The organism is Paenibacillus riograndensis SBR5, from assembly GCF_000981585.1.
GTDB lineage: Bacteria > Bacillota > Bacilli > Paenibacillales > Paenibacillaceae > Paenibacillus_AQ > Paenibacillus_AQ riograndensis.
Genome location: NZ_LN831776.1, coordinates 2,477,793 through 2,502,298, shown reverse-complemented (window position 1 = coordinate 2,502,298; position 24,506 = coordinate 2,477,793). Strand labels below are relative to the sequence as shown.

Annotated in this window: 19 protein-coding genes; 3 read left to right on the top strand and 16 right to left on the bottom strand. The window is 52.4% G+C overall.

The window, feature by feature from the left end:
- Nucleotides 1-333: 333 nt before the first annotated feature.
- The gene (gene pheS, locus PRIO_RS10105; RefSeq protein WP_020432757.1) at nucleotides 334-1,368 is read right to left on the bottom strand and encodes a phenylalanine--tRNA ligase subunit alpha; all 1,035 of its coding nucleotides are present in this window, start codon (nucleotides 1,366-1,368) and stop codon (nucleotides 334-336) included.
- A gap of 337 nt (nucleotides 1,369-1,705) precedes the next feature.
- Here pheS and PRIO_RS37190 point away from each other — a divergent pair, with 337 nt between their 5' ends.
- Both PRIO_RS37190 and PRIO_RS33815 read left to right on the top strand, forming a co-directional pair.
- On the top strand, nucleotides 1,706-1,840 hold the full coding sequence (locus PRIO_RS37190) for a hypothetical protein (RefSeq protein ID WP_269451292.1): 135 nt from the start codon (nucleotides 1,706-1,708) through the stop codon (nucleotides 1,838-1,840).
- A 564-nt stretch (nucleotides 1,841-2,404) separates the two neighbouring features.
- Nucleotides 2,405-4,009: a sensor domain-containing diguanylate cyclase gene (locus PRIO_RS33815; RefSeq protein WP_052741438.1), complete on the top strand. Its 1,605-nt coding sequence runs from the start codon at nucleotides 2,405-2,407 to the stop codon at nucleotides 4,007-4,009.
- Nucleotides 4,010-4,147: 138 nt separating this feature from the next.
- Here PRIO_RS33815 and pulA read toward each other — a convergent pair whose 3' ends face one another.
- The 13 genes from pulA to PRIO_RS10035 all read right to left on the bottom strand — a co-directional run bounded on the left by pulA (nucleotide 4,148) and on the right by PRIO_RS10035 (nucleotide 20,624).
- Nucleotides 4,148-6,544: a type I pullulanase gene (gene pulA / locus PRIO_RS10095; protein WP_020432771.1), complete on the bottom strand. Its 2,397-nt coding sequence runs from the start codon at nucleotides 6,542-6,544 to the stop codon at nucleotides 4,148-4,150.
- Between the two features lie 396 nt (nucleotides 6,545-6,940).
- Nucleotides 6,941-8,653 (bottom strand): phosphoenolpyruvate--protein phosphotransferase, encoded by a 1,713-nt coding sequence (ptsP, locus tag PRIO_RS10090; protein WP_046502156.1) that lies wholly within the window; start codon nucleotides 8,651-8,653, stop codon nucleotides 6,941-6,943.
- Nucleotides 8,646-8,921 carry an HPr family phosphocarrier protein gene (locus PRIO_RS10085; RefSeq protein WP_039790804.1) on the bottom strand — a complete coding sequence of 92 codons (276 nt, stop codon included), beginning with the start codon at nucleotides 8,919-8,921 and terminating at the stop codon, nucleotides 8,646-8,648. The genes ptsP and PRIO_RS10085 overlap by 8 nt, the downstream gene beginning before the upstream one ends.
- Nucleotides 8,922-9,020: 99 nt before the next feature.
- Nucleotides 9,021-11,084 carry a glucose-specific PTS transporter subunit IIBC gene (ptsG, locus tag PRIO_RS10080; protein WP_020432774.1) on the bottom strand — a complete coding sequence of 688 codons (2,064 nt, stop codon included), beginning with the start codon at nucleotides 11,082-11,084 and terminating at the stop codon, nucleotides 9,021-9,023.
- Nucleotides 11,085-11,407: 323 nt separating this feature from the next.
- Nucleotides 11,408-12,277, bottom strand: coding sequence for a glucose PTS transporter transcription antiterminator GlcT (gene glcT / locus PRIO_RS10075; RefSeq protein ID WP_046502153.1), 870 nt, complete (start codon nucleotides 12,275-12,277; stop codon nucleotides 11,408-11,410).
- Between the two features lie 135 nt (nucleotides 12,278-12,412).
- Nucleotides 12,413-14,038, bottom strand: coding sequence for a hypothetical protein (locus PRIO_RS10070; protein ID WP_167345604.1), 1,626 nt, complete (start codon nucleotides 14,036-14,038; stop codon nucleotides 12,413-12,415).
- Nucleotides 14,022-14,738: an ABC transporter ATP-binding protein gene (locus tag PRIO_RS10065; protein WP_231869854.1), complete on the bottom strand. Its 717-nt coding sequence runs from the start codon at nucleotides 14,736-14,738 to the stop codon at nucleotides 14,022-14,024. The genes PRIO_RS10070 and PRIO_RS10065 overlap by 17 nt, the downstream gene beginning before the upstream one ends.
- 85 nt (nucleotides 14,739-14,823) lie before the next feature.
- Entirely contained in the window at nucleotides 14,824-16,365 is a 1,542-nt protein-coding gene (locus PRIO_RS10060; protein WP_144412095.1) for a flotillin lipid rafts scaffold protein FloT, read from the bottom strand.
- Nucleotides 16,365-16,901 (bottom strand): NfeD family membrane protein, encoded by a 537-nt coding sequence (locus PRIO_RS10055; RefSeq protein ID WP_020428142.1) that lies wholly within the window; start codon nucleotides 16,899-16,901, stop codon nucleotides 16,365-16,367. Before PRIO_RS10055 ends, PRIO_RS10060 begins: the two co-directional genes overlap by 1 nt.
- Before the next feature lie 574 nt (nucleotides 16,902-17,475).
- Nucleotides 17,476-17,691: a hypothetical protein gene (locus tag PRIO_RS36690; protein WP_052741404.1), complete on the bottom strand. Its 216-nt coding sequence runs from the start codon at nucleotides 17,689-17,691 to the stop codon at nucleotides 17,476-17,478.
- 91 nt (nucleotides 17,692-17,782) lie between these two features.
- Entirely contained in the window at nucleotides 17,783-18,163 is a 381-nt protein-coding gene (locus PRIO_RS36685) for a transposase (protein ID WP_231869712.1), read from the bottom strand.
- On the bottom strand, nucleotides 18,160-18,699 hold the full coding sequence (locus PRIO_RS36680; protein WP_231869713.1) for an IS110 family transposase: 540 nt from the start codon (nucleotides 18,697-18,699) through the stop codon (nucleotides 18,160-18,162). The genes PRIO_RS36685 and PRIO_RS36680 overlap by 4 nt, the downstream gene beginning before the upstream one ends.
- A gap of 761 nt (nucleotides 18,700-19,460) precedes the next feature.
- Nucleotides 19,461-20,624, bottom strand: coding sequence for an iron-containing alcohol dehydrogenase (locus PRIO_RS10035; protein ID WP_020427311.1), 1,164 nt, complete (start codon nucleotides 20,622-20,624; stop codon nucleotides 19,461-19,463).
- Between the two features lie 125 nt (nucleotides 20,625-20,749).
- Between PRIO_RS10035 and PRIO_RS36000 the strand changes: the two genes are divergently transcribed.
- Nucleotides 20,750-21,190, top strand: a complete 441-nt coding sequence (locus PRIO_RS36000; RefSeq protein ID WP_167345603.1) for a hypothetical protein — start codon at nucleotides 20,750-20,752, stop codon at nucleotides 21,188-21,190.
- Nucleotides 21,191-21,873: 683 nt separating this feature from the next.
- Here PRIO_RS36000 and PRIO_RS10025 read toward each other — a convergent pair.
- Both PRIO_RS10025 and galE read right to left on the bottom strand, forming a co-directional pair.
- Nucleotides 21,874-23,454: a UDP-glucose--hexose-1-phosphate uridylyltransferase gene (locus PRIO_RS10025; RefSeq protein ID WP_020426873.1), complete on the bottom strand. Its 1,581-nt coding sequence runs from the start codon at nucleotides 23,452-23,454 to the stop codon at nucleotides 21,874-21,876.
- Between the two features lie 64 nt (nucleotides 23,455-23,518).
- Complete coding sequence (gene galE, locus PRIO_RS10020; RefSeq protein WP_039838226.1) at nucleotides 23,519-24,505, bottom strand: UDP-glucose 4-epimerase GalE; 987 nt, start codon at nucleotides 24,503-24,505, stop codon at nucleotides 23,519-23,521.
- Between the last annotated feature and the right edge of the window lies 1 nt (nucleotide 24,506).

Genomic DNA, 24,506 nt, shown 5'->3' with positions numbered 1-24,506 from the left:
CACTTCCTTTTTGTTTCAGATGTATTTATCTACGTGCCGGGTTTGCTTGGTTATGGGGAGACAGAGAGCAGCGAGCGGAACTTTTAATTCTATTTAAAAATACGTCTGTTAATAGGGTCCCTGCGTGGAATGTTTGGACTTCCGGCCGCTGTTGTATCCAGATTTCTTGATTTATACCGCTCTTAGCGGATGAAATCCGGATACAAAGGCGAACGCTAACGCTCCTCCAGTTCCAAACTTCCCCTCCGGTCCATTTTTAACAGATTGTTTAAACAGAAACAAAGCTCCTCGACAGTTGCTTCTCCACCCCAGTCCCGCAACCCCGCCAAAAATCTAAATCCCCTTGAACTGCTTCACAAAAGCCATATCGTTCGTGTAGAAATAGCGGATATCATCGATGCCGTATTTCAGCATTGCAATCCGCTCCACACCCATACCGAAGGCAAAGCCGCTGTACTCGGCAGGATCATAGCCGCCTTTTTCCAGCACGTTCGGATGAACCATGCCTGCGCCGAGAATTTCCAGCCAGCCGCTCTGCTTGCAGAGACGGCAGCCGTGGCCGCCGCATTTGAAGCAGCTCACATCCACCTCAACACTAGGCTCCGTGAACGGGAAGAAGCTTGGACGCAGGCGGATGCCTGTGTTGGGTCCGAACATTTCCTGCACGAACTGCTGCAGCGTGCCCTTCAGATCGCTCATGCGGATATGGCGGCCGATTACAAGACCTTCGATCTGGTGGAACTGGAAGGAGTGGGTCGCATCGTCGTCATCGCGGCGGAATACCTTGCCCGGGCAGATGATTTTGACGGGTGTTTCCCCCTTCATCGCCTGCATGGTGCGGATCTGCACCGGAGAGGTCTGTGTGCGCATCAGGATATCCTCCGTCAAATAGAAGGAATCCTGCATGTCGCGGGCCGGGTGGTTCTTCGGCAGGTTGAGCGCTTCAAAGTTATAATAATCCGTTTCTACCTCCGGACCTTCAGCCACCCGGTAGCCCATTCCGATGAAAATATCCTCGATTTCCCGGACGACCCGGCTCACAGGGTGAATCCCGCCTTGCGGCAGTCTGCGGCCCGGCAGGGTTACGTCTACCTTTTCAGCGTTCAGCCGGTTTAGCGTCTCCTGCTGCTGGAAGGCCTCCTGCTTCGTGCTGATAATCTCCTCAATGGCGCTCCGCACCAGATTGGCCACCTGGCCGATCACCGGGCGCTCCTCCGCGCTGAGCCCGCCCATGCCGCGCAGGACTTCTGTAAGTTCACCTTTTTTCCCCAGATACTTCACGCGCAAATCATTCAGAAGCTGCGGATCGGTAACTTCCTGCAGCTTCGCCAATGCTTCGACCTTCAATGCTTCAAGCTTTTCCTTCATGGCCGTGTACTGCCTCCTTATCATGATGTTAATCAACAAAAAAAGGCCTTTCCTCCCGGTAAGGGACGAAAAGACCGTGGTACCACCCTTGTTAGACCGCCCTGAACCGCATACCCCAAGAGCATTATTCCCCTTAAGGCATGACAGAGACCTGTCTCACTTTAGCAGAAATAACGGTCTGCGGCCGGTTTCCCCTACGCTTTCCTTCCATATAGAACGAAAAAAAATTCAGGGAACTGCTCCGGAGTGAACTTCGGCAGCTCTGCTCTCCTAGAAACGCTCTCAATCTGCGGCGTCTCCTCCCTGTAAGCCAGGCACTGCGTACTCTTCTCCATCAATGCATTTCATGTGGATGCTGCTGAATCAATGGCATCTTCTGCTTAAGAAGATATGTCCATTCATTATATGCAAAATCAGCCGTTTTGACAAGTGGAACAAATTCCGGCCGGCTTATGCGCTGGATAATGACTAGCTGAATTACTGTAACCAATTTAAGTGTAAACCACATTTTACCTGGGGCTTGCGGTATAGTTCTTTCAAGACTTCTGCCTTATGCCTAAGGCAACCCGGGACCGATATCAGCGGATTATTCCGGGGAGGGTATCGTTTGCAGCTAAGTTGGGTAATAGGACTCAAGGGCTGGAATATTCATAGGGTAGCAGGTTATACATACTCTTATTAAAGATAAAAATTGTGTCCGTTTCACGTGTTATTTGTCCATTCTCCATATGGAAAAAGGCCTAATTCTTGGTCCAAAACAGCGGAAGTCTCTGAGATAATTACGCGCGGTATCCATTAATTTCCGGGCAATTGCCCTGCATGAGTGCTTCCTTTATACTGATGAGAAGAAACTTCGATCATACCGGGAGATTCCCATTTCTGCCGCCTCAACCTTCCCCAGCTCTGTATGACTCGCTTATCGTTGTCTCTCAATGTCCTGCACACATAGCAAATGGTCCCAATATGGATATACTTCGCGTGTTCATGTACACACCAATAGAGAACACTTAATTGTTTATTGCAGGGGGTGGATGAAGTGGCAGGTTTTCCCGAGATCAAAAACACACGCAGATTAATCCTTTTATTCACCGCTATCTCCGTTCTTCTGGTCGGCATCAGTGTTGCTTCCCTTTTGTATCTGAATCATACGATGAACAAATTGTCCGACTCCTTATACAGCGATGTCTATCAGAATTCCCAGCTTATTCTGAACGCCGACCGCGACCTGTACCAGGCCTCCCTGGCCTTCCACACAGCTATGAACGGGAATCTGACCAGCGGGGAGTACAGCAGGCTGTCCCGGGATTTTCAGGAGAACAATGCCCAGGCAGAGCGGCGTCTCCGAATGGCCAGCGATAACATCAATTCCGTAAAGAACCCGTTCAGCGAGATGAGGCAGAGCGAACTGCTGCTAAGCAAGCTGAGAGAGACACTGGGCAGTATTGATGCCCCTTTTCAAATCTGGAAGGATACAGGCACGAATCTTATGGCCCGGCGGGTCCGGAGCGGCTGGAATCCTGAATCTTACTCTGCCCTGGAAGCCAATGTCCTTCTAAAAAATGTACGGGAGCCTCTCGATAATTCCGAGCGGTTGATTGACGGCTACGCCCGCCAGGTTACCCAGGAATTCCGGGACCAAAAAAGCTCATTATTCGCGCTGTATTCACTCTTCCTGTTTTTACTGGTACTTGTCATTATCTATCTCTGCCGCAAGCTGATAGACCTCCAGAACGAAATGCTTGAGGAGAAGTCGCTGTATCAATTAATCGGAGAGACGATGTCCGACTTTATTATTTTGACCGACTCCAACGGGCAGATCTTGTATGCTTCCCCCTCCCATTCCAGCTTGCTCGGCTATCTTCCGGGCAGGGGGACTCCGCTCACCAATTATATCCGCGAGGCGGAAATCACCTGGGTGAAACTCAAAAGTGTAGTACAGTCCACTCCGCGGATTTCCGAGCTGCGCATGCGTGCAGGGGATGGCCACTGGGTATGGCTGGAAACAAAGGTTACCCCCATTAAGGGGGGCGGTGCTGTTCCTGCGCAGTTCATGTTGGTCTCCCGCGAGATCACCGAACGGAAGCAGCATGAAGAACGCCTGCATAAGCTGGCCTTCTACGATCACTTGACCGCCATCCCCAACAGGGCCCATTTCAAAATGTACATGGAGAATCTGATCAGCCAGCCGGAGGAACGCAAACAGGAAATTGCGCTTGCCCTGCTCGATTGCGACCGGTTCAAGCAGCTCAATGACACCCTTGGCCATCTCGCCGGGGATGAATTCCTGCAGCTGCTCTCACGGGAGCTGCAGCAGACCGTGAAGGGCACCGGCCAGGCATTCCGGATCGGAGGGGATGAATTCGCCGTTGTGCTTCACCGCTTTGCCAGTCCCGAGATGCTGGATGAAATCCTGGACCGGCTGCTGCAGCTTTTCAATAAATCCTGGTCGGTCAACAAAGGCTCCAGCTTCCATACTTCAGCCAGCATCGGCGTTGCGCTGTATCCGCAGCACGGCAGCAGCATCAATGAGCTTCTGCGCGCCGCCGATCTGGCGATGTACCGTTCCAAAAAACACGGCGGCAACGAAGCCAATCTCTACAGCGAGCTTGTGGATGAAGAATATAAGGACCAGCCTAAATAAACTTTCCCCGCACCAGGCCTTAACTTGAAGTCTGCTCAAGTGATGGCGTAGAGAAACCCTAAAATATTACAAAGGAGCTGTTCTGCCAGTCCCCCCTCTAAGAGGGAGGCCGTACAGAACAGCTCCTTTGCTTGTAGCCTAACTAGTCATCTGCAGCGGATCATTCTTATCCCCACTGTTCTCCTGCTCACGGTCGCGGATGGTCACTTTAACCCCTTCCCTGCTGCCGGAGCAGTCGATGAAACGGTCTCCGGCGCTATCTTTCTCTTCCCAGTCATTCAGCCTGAGAATATAGCCTACCGACGAAGTTTCCGGGAGCACTTCGATCCGCGCCACCGCACCACCGTCTTCCATCTGCCGGAAATCATGTTGTCCATCCTGAATGCCTGTACCCCATACCCATAGATTCCAGCCCCGATAATCGCCATCCGGACGTTCATAACGGATTTCAATCACCTTGGACCTTGGCTCAGGCTGGCCGTATTTATCGTAGAGTACCATCATGGACAACCCTTCGATCTGTACCTCCGGGTCCTGGACACTGCGGAAGGCATCGGTCCTGGCAGCGGTATGGTCAACGACAATATTCCAGCAGCTGTCCGTTTCAGGAAGCCTTTGGCTGACTGGTCCGGGATTGGCATTAAAAATCACCACGATATTATTCCAGACGTCACCGCCTGCGTTATTCTTCAGCAGATAAGCTACGACTCCGCTGTCACAGCGAAGGAATTCCAGAGAACGCTCAATTTCCTGCCGTCCATGCAGCCGGAAGGCCGGATGCCCGCTGCGCAGCGCAATCAGCCCTTTATAATACTCAAAAACAGGGAGGAACTTCCCCTTGTTCTCCCAGCGGATGGCATTAACCGCATCGGGACTGCGGTAGCTGTTGTGGTCACCGTACTTGCTGCGGAGGAGTTCATCACCGGCCTGCAGAAAAGGAATCCCCTGCGAGGTCAGGATAATCCCGTTCGCCAGCAGTGTCCGGCGCACCGTCTCATTGCCGAGAATGTCATCCGGATCCATCCCAATGTAAGGATCAGCTGCGGCAACCGCCGCTTCCACGGAGCCTCCGTACTTCAGCCGCCCATTTTCCAGCTCAGGCAGCCTTGCTGCCTGGCGCAGCCCTTGGGTGGCAAGCACTTTATCCCACAAATTCAGATTGTCGTGGGCGGTAACATAATTCACCGTTTCCACCGGGGAGTCGGTGAATTCATGAATCGCTCCTTTGATTCCGGAAGCAACCGCACCTTCCTTGCCATACTCTCCGGTTGCGAACCCTTTGCCCCAGCCGTCGCTGTCACCTTTGACCGCAGAACGGAAATTGTCATTGAAGACGGCATAACCCTTGCCTTTTTGCACACCTTTAAGAGTTTTGGTTGCCAGCGGAGAGTCGCCTCCGGTCCATGGTTCACCATAGAGCAGAAGATCGGAGTTAACCTCCAGCCGCAGCTCTTCCGCAATTTCACGCATGGTCACACTGTCCATCAGTCCCATAAGATCAAAACGGAAGCCGTCGATGTGATATTCTGAAGCCCAATAGGCCAATGAATCCTTGATATATTTGCGTACCATCGGACGTTCCGTAGCCAGCTCGTTGCCGACACCGGAGCCGTTGGAGAGTCTGCCAGTATAGTCATGCCGGTAGAAATAGTCCGGCACCAGCGGCTGAAAAGGCCCTTTTTCCACAGAATAGGTATGGTTGTATACGACATCCATAATCACAGATATGCCCTTACTGTGCAGCGCCTGCACCATTTCCTTCATTTCACGGATACGGGTGCCTGGATCAGACGGGTTGGTGCTGTAAGACCCCTCCGGCACGTTATAGTGCTGCGGATCATATCCCCAGTTATATTCGGTAAAAAAAGGCTCGGCAGACCGTTCGCTGTTCACTCCGAGTTCGTTTACGGTCTGAAAATCGGCTACCGGCATTAGATGCACATGGGTGATGCCCAGCTCAGCCAAATGATCAACCCCAATAGCTTGCCCTGCGGAATTTTTCAGCCCGAACTCAGTGAAAGCCTTAAATTTGCCCTTGTACCGCATGCCCGAATCGGCAGCCGCCGAGAAGTCCCGCACATGCAGCTCATAAATCACAGCATCGGCGGGATGCGGCAAGGCCGGCGATACATCCCGGTCCCAGCCTTCCGGGTCGGTGTCCTGCAGATCCACAATGGCCGAGCGTACACCGTTTGCCGACACCGCCTTGGCGTAAGGATCTGCGGCTTCATTAAGCGTGCCGTCTTCAAATACGGCACGATACATGTAATACATGCCCTTCAGATCTTCATGGAGACGGGCCTGCCAGATTCCCCCCTCCTGACGCTGCATGTTCACGATCCGGCCGCTGTCCCTATAACCGGAAACCATGCCTTCTATATTATTCCCGTCCGTCTGATACAACACCAGCGAAACGGTAAAGGCTGTGGGTACCCATACTTTGAAAAGGCTGTAATCGGCTGTATAGGTCAAGCCCAGATCTTTACCGGTATAGATTTCGATTTCTTTTTCTGTATTTATATAATTGCTGTTCATTCTTAATCACCATCCCAGGTTCTCCGCAATGCTGCCGGAAAACGGATTTACTGCTGCTATTATCCAGCTATTTCCGCACGGGTGAAAAATAATACTTGCACAGCTTTGCAAGCAGGATCCAACCTATTATTTGGCTTAACTTATTATATGTAACACTATGTTCACAAGTTTGGGTCCAAGAACCTATTCTGCTGTCTACATTCCTATATCGGCTGTTACAGCTCCCCGCTTAAGCTTATCCAGCGAAAACAGCTGGTCTACCGGAAGTATAACCTGCTAAGGTTTGGATAGCTACTGTAAATTGATGCAAAAAAACCGGCCTCCCGAAGGAGGCCGGCATAAAGTAGTTGGAAAAGTGACTTGCGGATCAAACGGAGTAATTCCTGAAACAAGTAATTATTTGACGCTGCTCTGCACCAGTGCGGCAACTTCCTCGGCGGTGCTAAGCTGCAGCGCCTTCGCAGCCATTTCCTTCATCTCTGCGGCAGACAGCTTGGAGATCTGGCTGCGTGCCGGAAGAATGGAGGTGGCGCTCATGCTGAATTCATCAAGGCCAAGGCCAAGCAGCAGCGGAATCGCTGTGCTGTCGCCAGCCATTTCACCGCACATGCCAGCCCATTTGCCTTCAGCATGGGCGGCGTCAATCACAGTTTTGACCAGGCGCAGAATGGCCGGGTTGTATGGCTGGTACAGGTACGATACCCGCTCATTCATACGGTCAGCAGCCATTGTATATTGGATAAGGTCATTGGTTCCGATACTGAAGAAGTCCACTTCTTTGGCGAACTGGTCAGCCAGGACCGCCGTGGAAGGAATCTCCACCATAATGCCCAATTGAATGCTGTCCGATACTTCCTTGCCTTCTTCGCGCAGCTTGGCCTTCTCTTCCAGCAGCAAATCACGGGCTGCCCGGAATTCGCCGAGCGTAGCGATCATCGGGAACATGATCCGCAAATCACCGTGGGCACTCGCTCTGAGCAAGGCACGCAGCTGGGTGCGGAAAATATCCTGACGGTCCAGACACAGGCGGATCGCCCGGAAACCGAGGAACGGGTTCATTTCCTTCGGCAGATCCAGGTAAGGCAGCTCCTTGTCACCGCCGATATCGAGCGTGCGCACCACAACCGGTTTGCCCTTCATGTTCTCCAGTACGGTGCGGTAAGCATTGTACTGGATTTCCTCGGAAGGCAGCTTGTCGCGGCCCATGTACAGGAACTCGGTGCGGTACAGGCCCACGCCTTCCCCGCCGTTATCGATTACACCGTTCACATCGTTAGGTGTGCCGATGTTGGCCGCCAGCTCCACATGCTTGCCGTCTGCCGATACCGTCGGCTCGTCGCGGAGCTTTTTCCACTCAGCGATTTGCAGATCATAAGCGGCTTGCTTGGCTTTGTACTCCGCCACTTCAGCGTCGCTCGGATTGATCAGCACATCGCCGCTCAGGCCGTCGACAATCACCAGATCTCCTGCCTTGACTTCAGACAGCACATTCTTAGTGCCGACTACCGCCGGGATTTCCAGCGAACGGGCCATGATGGCCGAGTGTGACGTGCGTCCGCCGATGTTCGTAGTGAAGCCCTTGACAAAGTTGCGGTTCAGCTGTGCTGTATCGGAAGGGGTCAAATCCTGGGCGATCACGATGACTTCCTCGCTGATCTCGGCAGGGCTGACGTAATGAATACCGAGCAGGTGGTTCAGCACGCGTTTGGTCACATCACGCATATCCGCCGCACGTTCCTGCAGGTACGCACTTTTCATATTTTCGAACATTTCAATAAACTGTGTGGCCACTTCATTTAAGGCGTAGTCCGCATTAACCATTTCCTCGCGGATTTTGTCCATTACCGGACTGATCAGCTCGGGATCATCCAGAATCAGCAGATGGGATTCAAAAATCTCCGCTTTCTTCTCCCCCAGCTCAGCAAGCGTGCGCTCCTTGATGCTCTGCAGCTCGGCTTTGGATTTCTCCAGCGCGTCTGTCAGTTTAGCAATCTCTGCTTCCACGTCGGCGGCAGCCGTTTTTGTAATGGTATAGTCCGGATGTTCCAGGATAAAGGCACGGGCTACGGCAATACCTGCTGAAGCCGCGATTCCTGAAATTTTACTCATGCAGCTCTCCCAGCCCTTCTTTAACCATAACTTCCTGAAGTGCGCTCAGGGCTTCAGCTTCTTCACTGCCTTCTGTAATCAGAGTCAGTGTATCGCCGGCTTCAAGACCCAAAGACAATACGCCGAGAATGGATTTAAGCGTTACTTTTTTACCTTTGGCTTCTGCAAAGGATTCAGTGCCTTTGAATTTAGTTGCTGTATTTACCAGCGCTGTTGCCGGGCGTGCGTGAATTCCGTCTTCGTCAATAATTCTGAATGTTTTTTGCATGATAATATCCAACTCGCTTTCTGTTCATATAGGTTTGTATTATATGGTGAAGGCCGCGCTCCCTTTAATTATATAGGAAGCGCTTCGCCATTGCACATTTTACATGATGCTGATGATATCTTTATCGCCGATAACCACTTTACCCGGCTTCTTCAAAGTGACCGCTGATCCTTCCGGCAGATTGGAGAATATCACTGGTGAAATCACAGAAGGCGCATTTGCCTTGACGTACTCCAGATCAACCTCCATGATCGGCTGTCCTGCGGCAACCAGATCACCTTCTTCAACCAGGACTGTAAAACCTTTCCCTTTGAGTTTAACCGTGTTGACGCCGATATGAACCAGCACTTCCTTGCCGCCATCGGACATGATGCCGACCGCATGCTTGCTCGGGAAGACGTTGAACACCTTGCCGTATACCGGCGAGGCAATCTTGCCGTCATCCGACAGGAATGCAAACCCGTCACCGGTCATCTTCTGGGAGAAGACGGCATCCGGTACCTGGGTGATATCGAGCAGTTCTCCGTTGACCGGAGACACGATATCTTCAGGGATAATGGCTGCGCCTTCTTCACCTGCCTGCTTCTCAAGCTCAGGCTGCGGTGCGGCCGCTGCCGGTGAAGCGGCAGGCGTTCTGCCGTCCATCACATCCTGGATCTGCGATTTGATCGTATCGGACCGGGTTCCGAAGATCGCCTGCACGTTGTTGCCGACTTCAAGCACGCCGGATGCACCCAGCTTCTTCAGGCGGTTCTTGTCAACTCCGGCTTTATCCTTGACCTCTACACGAAGGCGTGTAATACAAGCGTCGAGGTGGGTAATGTTTTCTTTGCCGCCAAGCGCGGACAAGATGTTGCGCGGCAGATCGTCGCCGCTTCTGGATACATTCTCAGTGTCAGTCTCTTCAACATCATCGGACGGATCTTCGCGGCCCGGTGTTCTGAGGTTAAACTTCCGGATTACAAAGCGGAATCCGAAGTAGTAGATGACCGCAAGCACAAGACCTACCGGGATAACCAGCCACCATGCTGTACGGTTAGGAATAACCCCGAAGAGCATATAGTCGATGAACCCGCCGGAGAAGGTCATCCCGATTTTGACGTTCAGGATGTGCATGGTCATGAAGGACAGACCTGCAAATACGGCATGTACTGCGAACAGCAGCGGAGCCACGAACAGGAACGAGAATTCCAGCGGCTCGGTAATCCCGGTCAGGAATGAAGTCAGGGCCGCAGAAATCATCAAGCTGCCGACCACCCGTTTATTTTCGGGTCTGGCTTCATGATAGATTGCCAGCGCCGCAGCAGGCAGACCGAACATCATGAATGGGTATTTACCTGTCGTAAAGGTTCCCGCTGTAAACTCAACACCATCGCGGAGCTGCTGCATGAATATCCGCTGGTCCCCGCGAATCAGATCGCCCGCTTTATCCACATAGCTTCCAAATTCATACCAGAATGGCGAATAGAAGATGTGATGCAGGCCAAAAGGAATCAGTGAACGCTCGATGACCCCAAAGATGAACGCCGACAGTGTCAGGTTCGTGTTGATCATACTCTGCGATACATAGTTCAGACCGTGCTGAATCGGCGGCCAGATCAGTGTAAGCAGGAGACCAAGCAACAGTGATGTTACTGCAGTCATAATTGGCACAAAGCGTTTACCTGCAAAGAAGCCGAGATAGGACGGCAACTCTATGCGGAAAAACCGCTTATACATTGCTGACGCTAGAATACCTACCAGAATACCGCCAAAGACACCGGTCTGCAATGTAGGAATGCCGAGCACACTGGAGTAGGCATAATCCTTCCAGGAAAGCACATAAGCATTCACACCGACAACCGTCCCCATCGTTACGTTCATGACGAGGAACCCGATGATGGCGGCCAGACCGGCGACCCCTTCGCCTCCGGCCAAGCCGATGGCTACACCAACGGCAAACAGCAGCGACAGATTGTCAAAAACAATTTGCCCGGAATTCATCAATACGGTTGCAACGGCTTGAACTACATCATTTTCCAGCGCCGGAACGTATTGGAGGAAGTCGGGGTTAACCAGCATGTTGCCGATCCCAAGAAGCAGACCCGCAGCAGGCAGAATGGCAACAGGCAGCATAAGTGCCTTACCAACCCTCTGCAGCACGCCAAACAGCTTTTTGAACATGGAGTTCACTCCCTTACACATTAATTTCGTTCAAACAGAAGCCAAAAAAGGCATGAGCAATACAGTATACAGGTTGTTCCTCTAACACAACGTTAGATTACCCCGACTTGGGGCTGAACAACCAAAATACTGTAAATCACTCATGCCTGATCGAATCAGTTACACGCTTTGAATTCTGTTTTGTTTTACCAGGGAACATTGTAGCACCGTTTTTTTGAACATGCAAGCAAAAAAAACGAAACGCGGGGCTTGGCTCCAAATGTAAGAATGCATATGAAGGCGCATCTTTCAGAGGACAGCAAAACCGTCCCTTGTTGTAAGGCTTAATCCGGCTGCTGCATGTCCGCTTCATCCTCTTTTTTCTGGGCAAGCCGCTGCAGATGAATCGTCAGGTAGCTTACTTCTGCCGCGTATACAGGAATACGCACCCGCTTCTCGATAACTTTGGTCAGCTTCCAGGCCAGCATATACATCTCCGGATATTCCCGTTTCATCAATCCATCGAGCGAGGAGGTTTCGCGGACTGTTTCGCCCCGGCGGAGCCGCTCCAGCACGAAGCGCAGATGGGTCACCAGCCGGGAGTAATCCAGGGAATCGCGCGGAATATGATATTCCAGATGATCCTCCACCAGATTCACCAAATCCCCAATCAGCAGCGAATGCTCCTTGACCTCGGAAATATGCCGGTTGCTGAGTGCGCTGACAATATGCAGGGCGACAAAACCAATTTCGTCTGAAGGCAGTTTCACCCCCATCGCCTCGTTAATCCTCCCCACCGCATACTCCGCCAGGCTGTACTCTTCAGGATAGATTTCTTTGGTTTCGTACAGAAACGGATTATGTATGGCAATATTCTGCTCGTTACGGCGGATGGCGAAAGAGATATGATCGGTTAACGCAATATGAATATGCTCATTCAGCGGCTGGCGGCTGTTCTGCAGGATATGCAGTACAATCTCTTGCACAACCTCAATCAGCTTCTCGTCCACCTGGGGAACGAGCTGCTTATATTGCTCCTGCTCTTCCTGGTTGCGGAGAATAAACATCTTCTCCACGGAGGACAGATTGATCATATCGCGTACTTTACGGTTGAATCCGATGCCCTTGCCAATGACAACTACTTCGGCATATTGGGGATGCTGGGCGATAATCACATTATTGTTAAGTACCTTTGCTACTGTTATACTGCTCACTTCCGACACCTCTTTTACTTCTGAATACCCTTTCTTTTTAAAGCAGCCCGTATAACGCCGCAGCATCTGTAGATTATACTTGAGCTATCATCATAACATCAAGAATTCCATTTTAGAAGAGGCTGGAAGGAGATATCATTTCACGCGGAAGGTTCTGGACGAATATTTGTATACCAAAAACAAGGCAATCAGCATATAGGCCGCAGCCGCAAGCAGCACGACCATAGCAAACCGGGCCGGCGAGCTCTGAAACTGCATGCAGACGACGCCCACCGCCAGAACGATACTGTTCACGATACTGAAGAACGGATTCTTCACATTCAGTTCCGTGCTGTAGGGCTGGAAGATATAATACATAAACAAATGATGTACGGAGAAAAACAGTGACAACCCCAGGATAGCACAGCTTACAATCAGTGCTTCCCCAACACCCCAATGCTCCCCGGACAAGAAAAGGAGCAGATTCACGCCGACACAGATAGCTGCGGCCGGAATGAGATTAAGGCCGCTGATGCGGAGCAGGCGGGTGCGGAAATTGCTCAGAATCGCCGAACGTTCGCGGTAAAATCCATACCGCAGCAGACTCAGGTCACAGTTGAAGAACATCGCTTTGCAGACCCGTTCCCCGATGGAGGTGAAATTCATGGCAATGACCAGGACAGGGAGGCTGCTGATTAAATAGCGGGCCAGCTTCGAGAAGGCGTCCGGGGCGGCGAACATCGCCAGCAGCCCGGCAGCAGAAAGCGCGCCAATGATCACCAGCCGCCGCTGAATGGGCTGAATCAGGAAACGTTTATGCCGGGAGAAAAAAATGGCGTTCAAGTAGGCAAAGCCGCTTTTCCCCGCAAATTGGCCAGGCCTCAGCTTCTCTGCCGAGAAGTCCTTCTCCTTAGTCTCGACCTGCTTCATGCTTGCCTCTTTCATCATCCTTCCCATGTCCAGCAGCGGATCATCTATTTTGGTGACCGCATCCACTGCGTTCCGGTAGCCGGCATACCTCGCAATATACCAAGCGGATACAGCTCCCAGAACCACAAGCGCCAGACTCAAGGGAAGGCTAAACAGCATGTTATCCATATCAAGCAGAGAGCTTCCCATGTACAGCGGGACATAAGCCAGCAGATAGCCTGCACCAATGACGGTCCAGACGAGGCCGTTTTTTTTCACCAGAACAATTTCCTTCCGGTCAAAAATCCATAAATGCAGCGCTTCACCAGCTATACGCCATAAGGACAGCAGTAAGGACAGCAGCAGACCCTGCCAGAGCGGCGCGCCATAGGCCCGGGCAAATACCACCATTGCAGGAATAAAATAAACAAAAAAAGTCAGCGCCCGGAGGGCCATCACAGCATGCATGTATTTGTCCGCAGGCAGCCTCATCAGCTTGACACAGATATATTTATCCCGCTTGGGTTCCAGAATAATCGCATTCGACACAGCCCCCACCCCAAAGCTTAGCAGAACCAGAATATACAGATACAGATCGTACTGCTCCGCAATCGGCAGCTCCTTGACGGCAAGCTGGACAGGCAGGTACACCACAAGCCCCAGATAGGCAAACTTGGACAGAAAACCCCAGATCATTTTCAGGATAAGGACCGCTATGGTGAATGTTTTTTTGAGGGAGGCCTTGGAGTACACGTTGTCATTCATCAGTTTACCGATAAGAGGCAGCCTTCCAAAATAGTATAGCAGACGGTTCGCCCCCGAGGCCCCGCGGATCTTCATTATGGTATTCAGCGTGCTAATCATGGCTGCCATCCTTCAGCAGTGCGATAATCTGTTCCTCGAATTCCGGACTGTGCAGGGTGTCTGCGGGAATCTCCTGAAGCACACCGTTATTCAAAATGACCAGCTCATCGCACAGATCGGCGGCAAGCTGCAGAATATGGGTCGAGAAAATAATAATATGGTCCTGCTTCATCTCACGCAGCAGCTTCTTGATCTCCAGCGCCACCACGACGTCGAACGAGGTAAGCGGCTCATCCAGCAGGATCAGCGGTGGACGGGTGATGATAAAGCACAGCATTTGGATTTTGTTCTTCATGCCGTGGGAATAGCCTTTGATCAGCCGGTGCCGGTCCTCTTGCTCAAACCGGATAATGTCAAAATAGCCGTCAATGGTTCTGCCGGACTGTATTTTATCCTGGTTGATGTCCATATAAAACTTCACAAATTCATAGCCTGTCAGGAATTCCGGCAGGATCGGCAGAGAAAAGACATACCCGATCTCCTCCTCCCGCAGCGGCAGGCTTACTTCATTTCGCCGTAAAAAAGCTCCACCGCTGTCCATCCGGGTTTCTCCGCTCAGGCAATTGAAGAGCGAAGTCTTCCCGGCTCCGTTGCGCCCCAGCAGGCCGTAGATTTTGCCTTGTTCAAAGGTAAAATCGATGCCTTTCAGCACTGTCTTGTTATCAAAGCTTTTGCGGATATTATCCAGAATCAGCTGCAACCGGGCCACCTCCACTTCTCATAACTGCGGATGTTTAAAAAGAAAGGGACGACAGGCGGAAGCCGGTCATCCCCTGGATCTTGGTGCTTATTTACTATTCTTCGCGTTTCTCAGCCAGTGCTACAGGAGCAGAAGCTGCAGGCTGGGTTACAGCCGGACCGGAAGATGCCGGGGTGTGCGTATTCCCTTTGGTCAGCCCCTTGATCAACGCCTCCACATCAATCCCGGACACACTCTTCAGCATTTCAGGAGCCGTGGACATCAGCTGGGTCACATAGTTGCTGACCCGGGCCGCCCCCTCCCCGTTGCCGGTATCCACCACCGTAAGCTTATCGATCGAAGCGAGCGGCTCGGCGATGCGTCCGGCCAGCTCAGGCAGCATTTTCACGATAATATCGAGTACAGCGGCCTCGCCGAATTTCTGGAACGCTTCCGCCAGCTTCTCCTTGGCTTCCGCTTCCGCAAGACCGCGCAGCCGGATCACCTCGGATTCCGCTTTACCTTTGGCCAGCTCAGCATCCGCCACCGCCTGGCCTTCCAGCCGCTTCTGCTCTGAAGTCGCGCGGGCCTGGGTTTCAATGCTGTACTGCAAGGCATCCGCTTCGCGCATTCTCTTCGCCTTGTCGGCTTCCGCCGCCTGTTCCACCGCATAGCGGTCGGCTTCGGCTTTTTTCTTCACTTCCGCGTCATACTGCTTCTCACGGACCTGGATTTCCTTGGCCTGAAGGTCAATCTCACGTTCCTTGCGGACCAGTTCGACCTTCATCTGCTCCTCTACCACTGTCTGTTTGGCACGTGCCTCCTGAATATGGTACGCCTGGTCAGCTTCCGCCTTCGCAGTATCCTGATCGCGCTTAAAAGCGGCAACCTTGAGCTGGTTATCCTTGGAGGCTTCGGCAATGTTCGTGTCGCGCAGCAGCTCGGCCTTCTGCCCCTGTTCTTCGGCATTGGCCTTTTGAATCCGCGCATCCCGCAGCGCTTCCGCTTCGGCAATCTCTGCATCCCTCTTAACAGCCGCAATCCGCGGCTTCCCGAGCGCTTCCAGATATCCATGCTTGTCGCGCACATCCTTAATCGTGAAGGAGACAATCTGCAGCCCCATTTTTTTCAGATCACGTGCAGCTACCCCTTGAACCTCCTGGGCAAAACGGTCACGGTTGCGGTAGACCTCCTCCACGGTCATCGAACCGAGGATTGCCCGCAGATGGCCCTCCAGCACCTCCTGGGCTTCGCTCTTCAGCGCATCAATCGGCTTGCCCATGAACTGCTCGGCTGCGGTAGCCACATCCTCGGTGGAGCTGCCCACCTTGATAATGGCCACCCCGTCGGCAATGACAGGCACCCCTTGCTCCGTGTACACCTCCGGTGTCGTCACATCGAGCTTGTGGGACAGCAGCGACATGAATTCCGCCTTCTGGAAGACCGGAAGAATAAATGCCCCGCCTCCGCGGACGATCTTGATTTTGCGGCCGGAGCCGTCATCGGATATATGATTGCTGCCAAGGAAGGAACCGGTAACGATCATCCCTTCATCAGGGCCTACCGTCTTGTACCGCGCCCAGAAGGCAATCCCGAGCACCAGAAGCACCGCAATTACCACAGCTGGAATAAACAAAAAATCAGGCAAACCAAACATTACGCATCCACTCCTCTTCGCTGTTCGAATTCAGACACAAGCGCAACACCATCTTCGACATCAACCACTACAACCTTTATTCCGGCAGGCAGAGGATGATGATCAAAGCTGGCCGCCGTATGCAGACTGTTGCCTGCACCGAACTTCACCATAATCTCGCCGTAGCCCTGTGCCGGAACGGGGACGGTAATTTCCCCGATTTTGCCGGGCAGTTCACTCATGGAAAATCCGCTGGACATTTCGCTCTTGTTCACAGGCTTCACTACGCCCAGATACATGACCACGCCCATAAACGCCGCCGTCAAGAGAGACAATGCCAGAACCGGACCCTTCTCCAGACTGCTGTAGCGGGTCAGCAAAATGCCTGCCCCCCCGAATACGGTGATGCCTCCGGCCAGAACCGCAGGGCTGATAAAATGAAAAGACACCACATCAAAAATTCCGTCCAAAGCACTGCCGATCAGATCTCCCAAAAGCACGCTGACTACGGCAAAAATGACGCCAAGCGCCAAACAGCCCAAATACAGCGTTTCCATATCGTTCTCCTCCCGTCTTTACTTCCGGACTGTCATAATAGCTTAAACGTATAAACCATGTCCTTGGTTTCACAATCTTGGGTATTTATCTCAAGAATGTATGAAATCAAGGAGTAGCCATACATAAACGTTATATAATCAACCTCATCAGCGGGGCCATTTCCTGAGGTCCAGCGGGGCTTAGCCGGGGCCCCGATAAAATAACCCAGAAAGTGGGGCTTTAGCTTAGAAGCAGCGATTCAGGTACTTTGCGGGGACAACAATGTACAAGTAGAAACGGCTGTGCGGTCCTCCACGGGACAGCGCAGCCGTCTTGGTTCTAGTGTTACCTGGAGAACGACTCCCCGGAATCCTACGGCAACTCTTTAAGTGGAAAAAGGTTAACTAATTTGCCGAAGTACCCTACCCTTGGGCAGATGAAGTGGAAAAAGGACACTAATTCAGCCCATTTCGCCATTGGGCCAGAAATGTGGCCCACTTTATACGAAAATAACTTTGTCGCTTCACAGCTCGAAAGTAAATTTTGCTTTAAAGATCCCCTATATCGGAACTTCATTTTTTTAAAAAGTGGGTATCATGTAATAGGTGTCAGTTCCACTTGGTAGCCTAGCTTTTGAAGTTTTTTAATCAGGTAATTTGCGGTCTGCTCTGGGGTGTTCAGATATTCCGTCCCCAGCTCGGTATAGGGGACTTTATCCCGAAGCATCACATACATGATTCGGATCATTGCATGGGCTAAAGCGACGATGGCTTTCTGTTTTCCTGCCCGTTTCACGATCCGACTGTACATAGCGGAAAGCCGATTATTCTTGGTCTTGCTCGCTGCCCAAGCGCACTGGACGAGTACGGCTTTCAGACCTCGATTCCCGCGTTGGTTCTTTTTACTTTTTTTTTACCGCACTCTCATGATTGGCCGGACACACCCCGACCCAAGAGGCCAGATGGGCTTCACTTGGAAAAGGAGACATGTCGGTACCCAGTTCCGCCACGATGCTCGCCGCAGCATCCGTGCTCACGCCTGGAATGGTATCCAGCAGTTCAATTTCCTTCATGTAGGGTTGCACCAGTTCCTCAATTTCAGCTTCCAACGTCTGCATTTCACTCTCCAGATACTGCAAATGATCCCAATGACGCCGGATCATCTTCCGGTGATGCAGGCGCAGTCGGCCGTTCAATGCCTCAACAAGAGAAGGCACCTTCATCTTCAGCCGGGTATGCACCAGCTTGCGGACCTCATGCACCTCCAGCACTTCGCCATTCACAATCGAGTCCAGTAGCGCACGACCAGAACGCCAAAAAGATCGGAGACATACGTGGTCAGTTTAATGTTGGCATCTTGTAGAATTTTGTGAATCCGGTTCTTTTCTTGCGTCGCGTTTTGCTTAAGCTTGCGCAGATACCGGGTAAGGTCACGCAAATCGCGGATGGGCTCGTCCGGGACAAAGCTTCCCTCAATCAAGCCGCAGCGGTGGAGCTTGGCGATCCACTCGGCATCCTTGACGTCGGTCTTCTTCCCGGGCATATTGCGGATGCGTTGCGGGTTGGCCAGCGTGATCGTACAGGTGCTTTCTAGAATGTTCCACACGGGTTTCCAAAAGACCCCTGTACTTTCCATGGCAATCTCGGTACATCCCTGCTGCTCCAGCCACTCCTGTAATCTCAAAAGCTCGCGGGTCGTGGTTCCAAACGTCTCGATCACGGACTTGGGTTTCTTCTCCAGGGGGCCACTCAGTAGACAAACCACCACCGTCTCCTGATGAATATCCAACCCGGCACAGCGTTCACGAATGGCATCCATATTCCCTACCTCCAAGCTAAAAGTATGCGTGGATCATGCAACCTAAAGAGGTGAAATTTTATACACGTGCTCGTGGCAACACTCGGCGATCCTCGTCGTTGCAGTTGGTCAGATTAGGTTACGGGATGTTTCACCAATATTGAATCGACCTCTGATCCACAGCACGATTTTACCAAATATATACTCTGACTTCACCTGATTTTCATGACCGACGGTGGCCGCCAGGCCATGGGTGATTAGGTTTACTTTTTCCACTTCACTCTCAGAATTTCTTAATTTCCAGAAAAATAAGTTCCCTTTTTCCAACTAGCACCTGCGAAGAAGCCGGTAAAGACAGATCGCCCTATTCCTTCGCGATCGATCCGCAGCCGTTACGGACAGGAGAGCCGTTATGGATAGAAGATTCGGCTATTCCGCAGGACTACGGACTCAGATGCCTTTATTTCTCCCTTTCCCCTTTATTCCAGGATCAATTGAACGATATAACGGCTCCTCGGTCCGCAACTGCTGAAAAAGTAAGATTTTTGGCAAAATAAGGGCTCCTCTGTCCGCTTCAATCCGCGGATGGAGCCCTATCCTCCTGCATCGCTTATATTCCTGTGAGGCTTCCAAGATATCCACATTTTTTTACACTGTATTACAGTTAAATAAGAGGGAAGTCAGTTTCCCCAAAACATATAAATTATATTTTAAAAAAAGCCGCCCCGGAAGGGGCGGCTCTTGTTTATAGGCACTGAACGGCAGCGGGCTGCCGGATGCTCTTACAGTGCCATCGTATAAATTTCTACAACGTCTTCACGCTGCAGCTTACGGAAATTGCCGAAGGGTCCAAAGCGGACGGCTTTGTCGGCCATGCTGCCGATTTCACTGCCGTCGATATCGTAGTCGCCCAGTGATTTTGGCGCGCCGATGGAATCCCAGAAACGGCGCAGCGCTTCAATGCCCTCCAGGCCAACCTCTTCATCGGATCTGCCGGCAGCCTCAATGCCGAATACGTTCACAGCCAGCTGGCGGAAACGTGCAGGATTCGTGCTGAGATTGTATTTCATCCAGTGCGGGAAGAGAATCGCCAGCCCGCCGCCGTGCGGAATATCGTAAACCGCCGATACGGCATGCTCAATATTGTGGGTAGCCCAGTCACCGGCAAAGCCCATGCTGACCATTCCGTTGAGTGCCATGGTCCCGCAGTACATGATCGTTTCACGCAGCTCATAGTTGTTCAGGTCTTCAATCAGCTTCGGCGCTGTGTCAATCACCGTGCGCAGCAGCGTCTCACAGAACCCGTCCTGGACCGGAGTATTGCCATCGGTATGGAAATAATGCTCCAGCACGTGGGACATGATATCCACCATTCCGTACACGGTCTGATCACGCGGCAGGGAGAAGGTATTCTCCGGATCAAGGATCGAAAAGGCCGGAAAGGCGTGAACACTTCCCCAGCCCATTTTTTCTTTGGTGACTTCATTGGTAATCACGGAGCCGTTGTTCATTTCAGAGCCTGTAGCAGCCATAGTCAACACTGTCCCTAGCGGCAAAGCTCCCTGCGGAGCCGCCTTGCGCTCCACAAAGTCCCACATGTCTCCATCATACTTCGCACCGACTGCAACCGCCTTGGCACAGTCCAGCACGCTTCCGCCGCCGACGGCGAGAATCAGCTCAATATTCTTCTCGCGGCACAGGGCTACACCTTTATGTACGGTGGACAGACGCGGATTCGGTTCTACGCCGGACAATTCCGTAACTACAGCACCGATGGCCTTCAACCCGGTAATTACATTATCGTACAGACCGCTGCGCTTGATGCTGCCGCCGCCGTACATCAGCAGTACATTTTTGCCGTATTTCGGTACTTCGGTCTGAAGCGCGCTTAAGGTACCTTGTCCAAAAATCAACTTGGTAGGATTATAAAATTCAAACTTGCGCATAAGGATGAACCCTCCGTTATTTCAGGAATGTGATGCAATAACCTATTATAGACCTCTCGCCCGCAGCATTCAAATCAGCACTTAAACTATCCGCCGGGCATAAGAAAATAAATAAGGGGTAAGCTTTGCTTCCCCCAAAACATAGCACGAAAACGGCTGTGCTGTCCTCCACGGACAGTGCAGCCGTCTTGGTTCCAGCGCTACCAGGGGAACGACTCCCCCCTCAGACCTCGGCCTTCGACGTCCCAACAACGGTATTTCTGCCGTTGTTTCCGGGCAAACCGACCTTCAACGCTCCAACAACGGCATTTCTGCTGTTGTTTCCGGGCAATCCGGCCTTCAACGCTCCAACAACGGTATTTCTGCCGTTGTTTCCGGGCCAACCGGCCTTCGACGCTCCAACAACGGTAATTCTGCCGTTGTTTCCGGGCAATCCGGCCTTCAACGCTCCAACAACGGCATTTCTGCCGTTGTTTCTGGGCAAACCAGCCTTCGACGTCCCAACAATGGTATTTCTGCCGTTGTTCGTTACAAACGGGTCCAAAGTAATTATTCTACAACTTTAAGCATAATTTTATTCACATGCGGAAGTATCATAGTTTCCTATACAAGAACAAAATCACCCAGGCGGGGTGAAAAACAGCCCGGAGCTTATTTGACCACAGCGATTTCCTCACCGTGTCAAAATCGACGGGGGCACGTTGGGGTGACGTTGGGGAACATTGGGGGCACGTTGGGGGGCGTTGGGGTACGTTGGGGTACGTTGGGGGCACATTGGGGGCACGGATGGTTGTACCATAGGCAAAATTAACGCCATTTGGCCTCTTGACGATAGATCCACGGCTGATGCGGACAGGAGAGCCTTTATTTTGCCGATTCAGGCGGTTCAGCAGGCTATGCGGACTGAGATGCCTTTATTTGTCCCTTTCCCCTTTATTCCAGGCTCCAATGAACGATATAACGGCTTCAGTCCGTATCCGCCAGGAAAGCATGCTTTTTTTGCAGAATAGGGCCTTCTCTGTCCGCTAATTCCGCCGATGCAGCCTATTCCCCCTGTACCTTCCTATTCTTCTGAAGCTTCATAGATATCCACTTTGTTTAGCATTGCATAGTTTCCTATACAAGAACAAAAATGCCCCCGCGCCGCAGCAGCCGGGGACATTTCCTAAAGCAGAGCTATACAATTAGCAGAGCCTGCACGGCTTCGCCGAAGCCCTGTACAGCCACAGGAAGCTGTGCAGACGCCGGCTCACCGGAAGCCCAGACTGTGGGCAAAACGGCGGAAAGCCGCCTGGCCTTCCGGTGTCCGCTTATAGACACCGGCATGCTCCAGAATGTGGGTGAACTTGATGCCGACCTCATTCTGCACGGCCTTGACTGCCTCTTCACGCTCCATAGCTGTCCCAAAGCGTGCGGCCAGCTCCTGAATCCAGGAAGCATGCTGTGCCAGCGCATGATCTGCCTGGGACTGCACGGCTTCCAGCAGAGCTGTATCTCCGGCGAGAATTCCGCCGACGGCATCCAGCTCCTCCTTCAGGCGGCCGGGCAGAATGGCCAGCCCCATTACCTCGATCAGGCCGATATTTTCTTTTTTGATGTGGTGCATCTCCCGGTGCGGGTGGAAAATCCCTTCGGGATGCTCCTCGCTGGTCCGGTTGTTGCGCAGCACCAGATCCATCTCAAATCCGCCGTCCTCTGACCGGCGTACGATCGGAGTGACGGTATTATGCCGCGTCTGCTCCCCGTCTACCTCACTGGCGGCCAGGATTTCCGCTTCAGGATCACTGTAGACTTTCCACGCTTCATAGATTTCATTACCGCATTCGAGCAGCACTGCCGGATCGGCTCCCTGCAGACGCAGCACCGACATTGGCCACTTCACGATACTGAGACTGACACCCGGATAGGCAGCGTGGGTGAAGGTAATTTCCTTCGGTGCTTTCTGGATCGGGAAAGTATGTCGCCCGCCCTGAAAATGGTCATGGGTCAGAATCGAGCCGCCAACGATCGGCAGATCGGCATTAGAGCCGATGAAATAATGCGGAAAAGCTTCCACAAAGCTAAGCAGGCGCTTCAGCGAATCCTTCGTCAGCTTCATCGGCACATGATCGTGGTGGAACACGATGCAGTGCTCATTGTAGTAGACATAAGGAGAATACTGAAGGAACCAGTTCTCGTTGTTCAGCTTCAGCGGAATAACGCGCAGATTCTGCCGCGGCGGGTGATTGAGCCTTCCGGCATAACCTACATTCTCGCGGCAAAGCAGGCATTTCGGATACACCGGCGGCGGAAGCAGCCGGGCCATGGCGATTTCCTTCGGATTTTTCTCCGGCTTGGACAGATTGATCGTCATCTCAATGTCCCCGTACGGGGAATCCTGCAGCCAGAACACATTTTTGGAGATGCGGTCCATACGGATATAATTGGAATCAATGCTCAGCTTATAAAAGCGGTCGGTTGCCGCCTCAATGCCCTTCTCCGCGGAAAGCCTGTAGAACTCGGCATTGACCTCGGAAGGGCGGGCCATGAGGAGGCCCATGATTTTGGCATCCAGCAGGTCGCGGTACGTATCGGTATTCTCGGGAATCAGGCCGGTTTCAAAGCCGTAGTCAATCAGAACATCCAGCGGAGCCTGCGGGCTCTCAAGCGGAGCCTCTGTGAATTCTGCAGCATACGGCTCGCTGAAGCCGAACTGGTCCAGCAGCGCATTGCGGCTGTAATCGGCATCCGCAGGCTGAATCAGCTGCTGGTGGCCGGCAAACAGCACCAGCTGTTCGATCGCATGCAGCGCCTTCTGCGCGGCGGGAGCGGCACTCTTTTCGTTATCCATTTCATTACTCCTTCATCTGGCTGTGCTTACCCTAATGGTGCAGATATTCGGCCTGGCCGGATATCTATTCCCCATAGCCCTGCGGATTGGCCGAATGCCAGTTCCAGGCACTTTGGATAATGTCTTCGACATCGGCGTGCTGCGGATTCCAGCCAAGGACAGACCGGGCTTTGTCGGAGGAAGCGACCAGTACAGCCGGATCACCGGCGCGGCGCTCCTGAATCACTACCGGAATATCCAGGCCGGTTACCTTCTTCGCCGTTTCAATAACCTGCTTGACGGAGAAGCCCAGCCCGTTGCCCAGGTTGAAAATGTTGCTGGCACTGCCGCTGCGCAGGTAATTCACTGCCCGTACATGGGCATCCGCCAAATCGCTGACATGGATATAGTCGCGCACACAGGTACCGTCTTCTGTCGGATAATCGTCGCCGAACACCGCAATGCTCTCGCGCTGCTTCAGGGCGGTCTGCAGCACCAGCGGAATCAGATGGCTCTCCGGACGGTGGTCTTCCCCGATCTTCCCGCTGGCATGGGCACCTGCGGCATTAAAATAACGCAGCGCCACATACTTGATGCCCAGCACCTTGTCGAACCAGGCCATCATCCGTTCCATGGTCAGTTTGGTTTCACCGTACACATTGGCCGGTTCCGTGCGGTCGGTTTCCTCAATCGGCACCTTCTCCGGTTCGCCGTAGGTTGCGGCTGTGGAGGAGAAGACGATTTTATCCACACCGGCCTGCTGCATGGCTTCCAAAAGACACTGGGTGCCATACACATTGTTGTCATAATATTTGACCGGGTCCTTCATGCTCTCGCCAACCAGTGAGCTTGCGGCAAAGTGAATGACGGCATCGATTTTGTTTTCCGAAAAAAGCTTATTCAGTGTTACCTTGTCACGCAGGTCGCCCTCATACAGCTTGCCGCCCAGCAGCGCCTCGCGGTGTCCTGTCAGCAGATTGTCAATCACCACAACCTCCTCGCCCCGCTCCAGCAGCTCCGCTACGGTATGTGAACCGATATACCCTGCTCCACCTGTTACCAGAATCGCCATC

What these genes read in the sequence shown, in the direction of transcription:
- pulA (WP_020432771.1), bottom strand. Translation starts at nt 6,544, where the DNA reads ATGAACAGCAATTATATAAATACAGAAAAAGAAATCGAAATCTATACC.
- PRIO_RS36690 (WP_052741404.1), bottom strand. Translation starts at nt 17,691, where the DNA reads ATGTACAGTCGGATCGTGAAACGGGCAGGAAAACAGAAAGCCATCGTC.
- PRIO_RS10070 (WP_167345604.1), bottom strand. Translation starts at nt 14,038, where the DNA reads ATGGCAGCCATGATTAGCACGCTGAATACCATAATGAAGATCCGCGGG.
- pheS (WP_020432757.1), bottom strand. Translation starts at nt 1,368, where the DNA reads ATGAAGGAAAAGCTTGAAGCATTGAAGGTCGAAGCATTGGCGAAGCTG.
- PRIO_RS10085 (WP_039790804.1), bottom strand. Translation starts at nt 8,921, where the DNA reads ATGCAAAAAACATTCAGAATTATTGACGAAGACGGAATTCACGCACGC.
- ptsG (WP_020432774.1), bottom strand. Translation starts at nt 11,084, where the DNA reads ATGTTCAAAAAGCTGTTTGGCGTGCTGCAGAGGGTTGGTAAGGCACTT.
- ptsP (WP_046502156.1), bottom strand. Translation starts at nt 8,653, where the DNA reads ATGAGTAAAATTTCAGGAATCGCGGCTTCAGCAGGTATTGCCGTAGCC.
- PRIO_RS37190 (WP_269451292.1), top strand. Translation starts at nt 1,706, where the DNA reads ATGCATTTCATGTGGATGCTGCTGAATCAATGGCATCTTCTGCTTAAG.
- galE (WP_039838226.1), bottom strand. Translation starts at nt 24,505, where the DNA reads ATGGCGATTCTGGTAACAGGTGGAGCAGGGTATATCGGTTCACATACC.
- PRIO_RS36680 (WP_231869713.1), bottom strand. Translation starts at nt 18,699, where the DNA reads ATGGATGCCATTCGTGAACGCTGTGCCGGGTTGGATATTCATCAGGAG.
- PRIO_RS10035 (WP_020427311.1), bottom strand. Translation starts at nt 20,624, where the DNA reads ATGCGCAAGTTTGAATTTTATAATCCTACCAAGTTGATTTTTGGACAA.
- PRIO_RS10025 (WP_020426873.1), bottom strand. Translation starts at nt 23,454, where the DNA reads ATGGATAACGAAAAGAGTGCCGCTCCCGCCGCGCAGAAGGCGCTGCAT.
- PRIO_RS10060 (WP_144412095.1), bottom strand. Translation starts at nt 16,365, where the DNA reads ATGTTTGGTTTGCCTGATTTTTTGTTTATTCCAGCTGTGGTAATTGCG.
- PRIO_RS10055 (WP_020428142.1), bottom strand. Translation starts at nt 16,901, where the DNA reads ATGGAAACGCTGTATTTGGGCTGTTTGGCGCTTGGCGTCATTTTTGCC.